Here is a 4,304-nt window from a genome sequence, read left to right on the forward strand (position 1 = left end):
GCTCAGTTGCCTGTCACCCAGTTCCAGGCGGAGACCACCCACTCGGTCTGCTGGAGGTATGCCACACCGACGCCGGCCAGGAACAACGCGGTGATCAGGTGGGCGCCCCGGGCGCTGCGGCGCACCCGGCCGAGCTGCCGTTCCAGGATCAGCCGGCCGAGCAGCCGGGCCAGCGCGAACAGGCCGACCGCGGTGAGCAGGCTGAGCACGAACGTGAGCAGCGGGGCGACCAGGTTGCCCCGGCCGGAGATCGCCCAGATGCCCCAGCACACGAACGCGAACAGGGCACCGGCAGCGCTCAGCTCCCCACCCTTGCGCGCCTGGGCGAGATGCCAGCTCATCGGCCGGCGGGGCGCCGGCTCGGCCGCCCAGTCGCCGTGCTCGACGGTGGGGAACTGCTCGGTGCGGGGCGTACGCGAGGCGCGCGGCCGGCCGACCGCCGCCACCCCGCGCTGGAACGCGTCCCGCTGCGGGGGCACCACCCCCGGCTGGGGCGGCACCTCCACGGTGCGCTCGGCCCACGGCTGTGTCTGGTCCGCCATCTTCCGTCCTCCCCCTCGACCGATACCGGCCTCGGTTCCGAGGGTAGCCAGCCCGCAAATAGGGTGCCGACCCCCATCGCGGTGCGATACACACGTGCCGTGACCGACGTGCTGGTATCCCGGGCCGACGACTTCGACGACATCGCGGCGCTGCTGGCGCTGGCCTTCCACGGCGATCTCGACCCCGACGTGCAGGCGCTCGAACGCCCGATCTTCGAGCCGGACCGGTCGTTACTGGTCCGCGACGCCGGGACGGCAGTCGCGCACGCCGCCGCGTTCAGCCGCCGTCTCGCGGTCCCCGGCGCGGACGTGCCGGCCGCGCACGTGACGATGGTCGCGGTGGCGCCGACGCACCGGCGACGCGGCCTGCTCACCACGCTGATGCACCGCCAGCTGCGGGAGATCCGCGACGCCGGCCGGGAACCGATCGCGGTGCTCTGGGCCAGCGAGGGCCGCATCTACCCCCGGTTCGGCTACGGGTCGGCGGCCCCCCGGTACATGCTGTCCGTGGACACCACCGGGCTGCGCCTGCCCGCCCCGGCGCCCACCGAGGGCAGGCTGCGACTGGACCGTCCGGACGCGCACCGGGACGAGCTGGCCCGGCTGTACGAGCGGGTCCGCGCCGGGCGCCCCGGCTGGTCCCGACGCGACGAGCGCTGGTGGTCGTACGTGCTGGCGGACCTCAAGGCGCACCGGGGCGGCGCCACCGAGCGCCGGGTGCTGCTGCACGAGGGCGCCGACGGCCTCGACGGGTACGCGCTGTACCGGACGAAGGACAGCTCGACGGCCGTCGGGCCGCAGGCCGAGGTGCAGGTGGGCGAGGTGGTGGCGGCGACGCCGGAGGCGTACACCGCGCTGTGGCGGTTGCTGCTCTCGGTCGATCTGACCCGCCGGCTGTCGTTCGGCATCGCGGCCCTGGACGAGCCGCTGCTGCGGCTGGTGGACGAGCCCCGCCAGCTCTCCCCGCATCTCGCCGACGCGCTCTGGGTACGGGTGGTGGACGTGCCGGCCGCGCTCGCCGCGCGGCGTTACGCCACTGACGTGGACGTGGTGATCGAGGTCACCGACGAGCTGCTGAAGGAGAACACCGGCCGCTGGCGGCTGGTCGGCGGCCCCGCCGGGGCGGAGTGCACGCCCACCACCGCACCGGCCGGGCTGGCGTGTGACGTACGCGCTCTCGGTGAGCTGTACCTCGGCGGCGCGAACCCGTACGCGCTGGCCGCCGCCGGCCGCGTGAAGGAGCTGATCCCGGACACGCTGACCGCGCTGACGCCCGCCTTCACCTGGTACCGCGCCCCGTCCCCCATGGAGGTCTTCTGACCCGTCCCTCACCCCGTCGATCATGAAGTTGGCGGCGCGAACCGTCCCGTTCGTCCCGGCCAACTTCATGATCGCGCGGAGCGGAGCGGGGGTGAGTCGGGGACGGTACGGTCGGGGGATGGGTGAGGCGGAGCGACGGCGACGACGGCTGCGGCATCACGGCGAGGCCGCCCCGCCGACGGAGACCGCCGGAACCGGTGCCGACGGCACCGGCGGCACCACCGCCAGCACCGCCCCCGTACACGACGACGTGGTGCCCCGGTCCCCGCGCGGCGGCCGGCCGGGCGAGCCGGAGCCCCGCGGACGCCGCGCCGCCCCGCTCGCCGAGGAGGGCGAGCGCGGGCTGCGCGGGCTGGTCGGCTCCGGCTCGTCGCAGGTGAGCGTGACGGCCGCGCTGCGGGCCCGCGACGCCGCCCGCCCCACCGAGGACGACCTCGCCGAGGCCGAACAGCGGGTGGTGCTCATCCGCCGCAACTGGGTGCCGCGCGAGGACCTGCCCCGCAACGGGCGGTGAGCCCGCCGGGGCCGGTACGGCGGCCGCCGTACCGGGCCCGGTGACCGGCTCGCCGAGAAGCGGTGTCCGCTCAGGCGGGCAGCTCGGGCAGGCGGCGGCTCTGCTCGTAGGCGGCCACCTGCTCGATGCGCCGGCTGTGCCGGGGGTTGCCGGAGAACGGCGTGGTCAGGAACGCCTCGACCAGCGCTGTCGCCTCGTCCAGCGTGTGCTGCCGGGCGCCGATCGCGACGACGTTCGCGTCGTTGTGCTCGCGGGCCAGCTGGGCGGTGTCCACGTTCCAGGCGAGCGCCGCCCGGACGCCCGCCACCTTGTTCGAGGCGATCTGCTCGCCGTTGCCGGAACCGCCGATCACCACGCCGAGGCTGCCCGGGTCACCGACCACCCGGTCGCCGGTGTGCAGGCAGAACGCCGGGTAGTCGTCGTCCGGGTCGAAGACGTGCGGTCCCACGTCCACCACCTCGTAGCCCTGCTTGGCCAGGTGGTTGGCGAGGTGCACCTTCAACTCGAAACCGGCGTGGTCGGATCCCAGGTAGACGCGCATACCGCGCAGTCTGACAGGCCCGCCTCCGAGCCGGCGCGCGGGCGGCGACCCGGAGGCGGATTCGTCACACGGTCAGTGCGGCAGCTCGGCCACGACCAGGCCGGCCCGCGCCTTCGGGGTGAACCAGGTGCTCTTGCGCGGCATCTTCTCCCGGGCCAGGTTCACCGCGACGAAGTCGTCGACAGTCACCGGCGCGACGAGCACCGCCAGCTCGGCCCGGCCGGCGTCGACCTCACCGACGAGCCAGCTCGCCGGGTAGTCGCCGCCCACGTACGTGATCCGCTTGTCGCCCGGGTCGAGGCCCAGCGCGTCGCGCAGCAGCAGGCGCTCGACGAGCGCGTGGTCGAGGTTCTCCAGCCGGCCGGCGCCGACGTGCGGCAGCGTCACCGCGTACCCCCGGCCGCCGAGATAGAGGTGCACGACGCCGCCGGTCGCCGGCACGCCGACCGGCCCGTCCACCGGGGTGATCTCCGCGCCCGCCGCGCCCAGCCGGTCGAGCAGCTCGTCCGGGGTGGTGGTCAGCTCGCTGACCAGCCGGTTGTAGGGCTGGATGGCGACCGACGCGGGCGTGGTGACCACCGCGAGGAAACGCGGGAACCCGCCGGTCTGCGCGGCCAGGCTGCGGTGGTTGCCGTCCGCGACCACCAGATCCCCGCCGCCGGCGAGCGCGGTCAGCTCGTCCTGCGCCGGGCCCGGGCCGAGCAGCCAGATCGCGTGCGTCCGGCCGGACTGGTCGACGTCCGTCGCGGCGGGCGCGCCGGCCGCGTCGGTCGCCGCCGCGAGCGCGGCGTGCAGCTCGTCACCCCTACCGGTCTGAAGCAGGAGTACGGGCGAGAGCAGGTGACCGAGCGCCTCGGCCAGGGCCACGCGCTCGCGCACCTTGGCGATGAACACGTCCTCGTTGCGGATCACCAGGCCCGGCTCGTCGGCGCGGGTGGAGATCTGGTCGGTGTCGACCATGGCCCACAGCCCGTACGCGCTCTCCTCGCCCGGCGCGCTGATCCGGTAGAGCACCACCACCTGCTCGGCCGGCGTGTAGCTGCCGTCCGCCTTCGCCTCGGCCAGGCGCGCCACCGCGTCCGGCAGCGCGTCGAGGAAGGACTTCCCGAGGCTGCCGGGCGCCCGGTGGGGCATCTCGATGCCCAGGGCGCTGTGCGGATTCGCCTCGACGATGGAGGTGATCTCCGCGTCGTCGGCGAACTCGTCGTAGTTCTGCGCGCCGGTGCCGCCAGTGGTGATCCAGGCCCGGGTGATCGGGTGCACGACCGTCATGTCCGCTGACGCTACCCGGGCCCCGATCACCCCCGCCGCCGGACTCACCCGCTTACCACCAGGTGAAAGGAAGGGCCCCCTATTAACGCCTCCGGTAGAGGAAGGGCCCCTTCTT

Annotated in this window: 5 protein-coding genes; 2 read left to right on the top strand and 3 right to left on the bottom strand. The window is 74.4% G+C overall.

Features of this window, described 5'->3' with window-relative positions; translation table 11 throughout:
* Positions 1-2: 2 nt before the first annotated feature.
* Positions 3-542: a hypothetical protein gene (locus tag ACPCK6_RS29315; protein ID WP_396881361.1), complete on the bottom strand. Its 540-nt coding sequence runs from the start codon at positions 540-542 to the stop codon at positions 3-5.
* A 99-nt stretch (positions 543-641) separates the two neighbouring features.
* On the opposite strand from ACPCK6_RS29315, the gene ACPCK6_RS29320 reads away from it, so the two are divergent.
* Both ACPCK6_RS29320 and ACPCK6_RS29325 read left to right on the top strand, forming a co-directional pair.
* Positions 642-1,862: a GNAT family N-acetyltransferase gene (locus ACPCK6_RS29320; RefSeq protein WP_396881360.1), complete on the top strand. Its 1,221-nt coding sequence runs from the start codon at positions 642-644 to the stop codon at positions 1,860-1,862.
* Positions 1,863-1,980: 118 nt separating this feature from the next.
* On the top strand, positions 1,981-2,376 hold the full coding sequence (locus tag ACPCK6_RS29325; protein ID WP_396881359.1) for a hypothetical protein: 396 nt from the start codon (positions 1,981-1,983) through the stop codon (positions 2,374-2,376).
* A gap of 70 nt (positions 2,377-2,446) precedes the next feature.
* On the opposite strand, the gene ACPCK6_RS29330 is transcribed toward ACPCK6_RS29325, so the two are convergent.
* The gene (locus ACPCK6_RS29330; RefSeq protein ID WP_013288048.1) at positions 2,447-2,917 is read right to left on the bottom strand and encodes a ribose-5-phosphate isomerase; all 471 of its coding nucleotides are present in this window, start codon (positions 2,915-2,917) and stop codon (positions 2,447-2,449) included.
* A gap of 72 nt (positions 2,918-2,989) precedes the next feature.
* Positions 2,990-4,189: a DUF1015 family protein gene (locus ACPCK6_RS29335; protein ID WP_396881358.1), complete on the bottom strand. Its 1,200-nt coding sequence runs from the start codon at positions 4,187-4,189 to the stop codon at positions 2,990-2,992.
* Between the last annotated feature and the right edge of the window lie 115 nt (positions 4,190-4,304).

Origin of the sequence: Micromonospora sp. AB353, from assembly GCF_049538395.1 — a bacterium.
In the GTDB taxonomy this organism is placed as follows: domain Bacteria; phylum Actinomycetota; class Actinomycetes; order Mycobacteriales; family Micromonosporaceae; genus Micromonospora; species Micromonospora aurantiaca.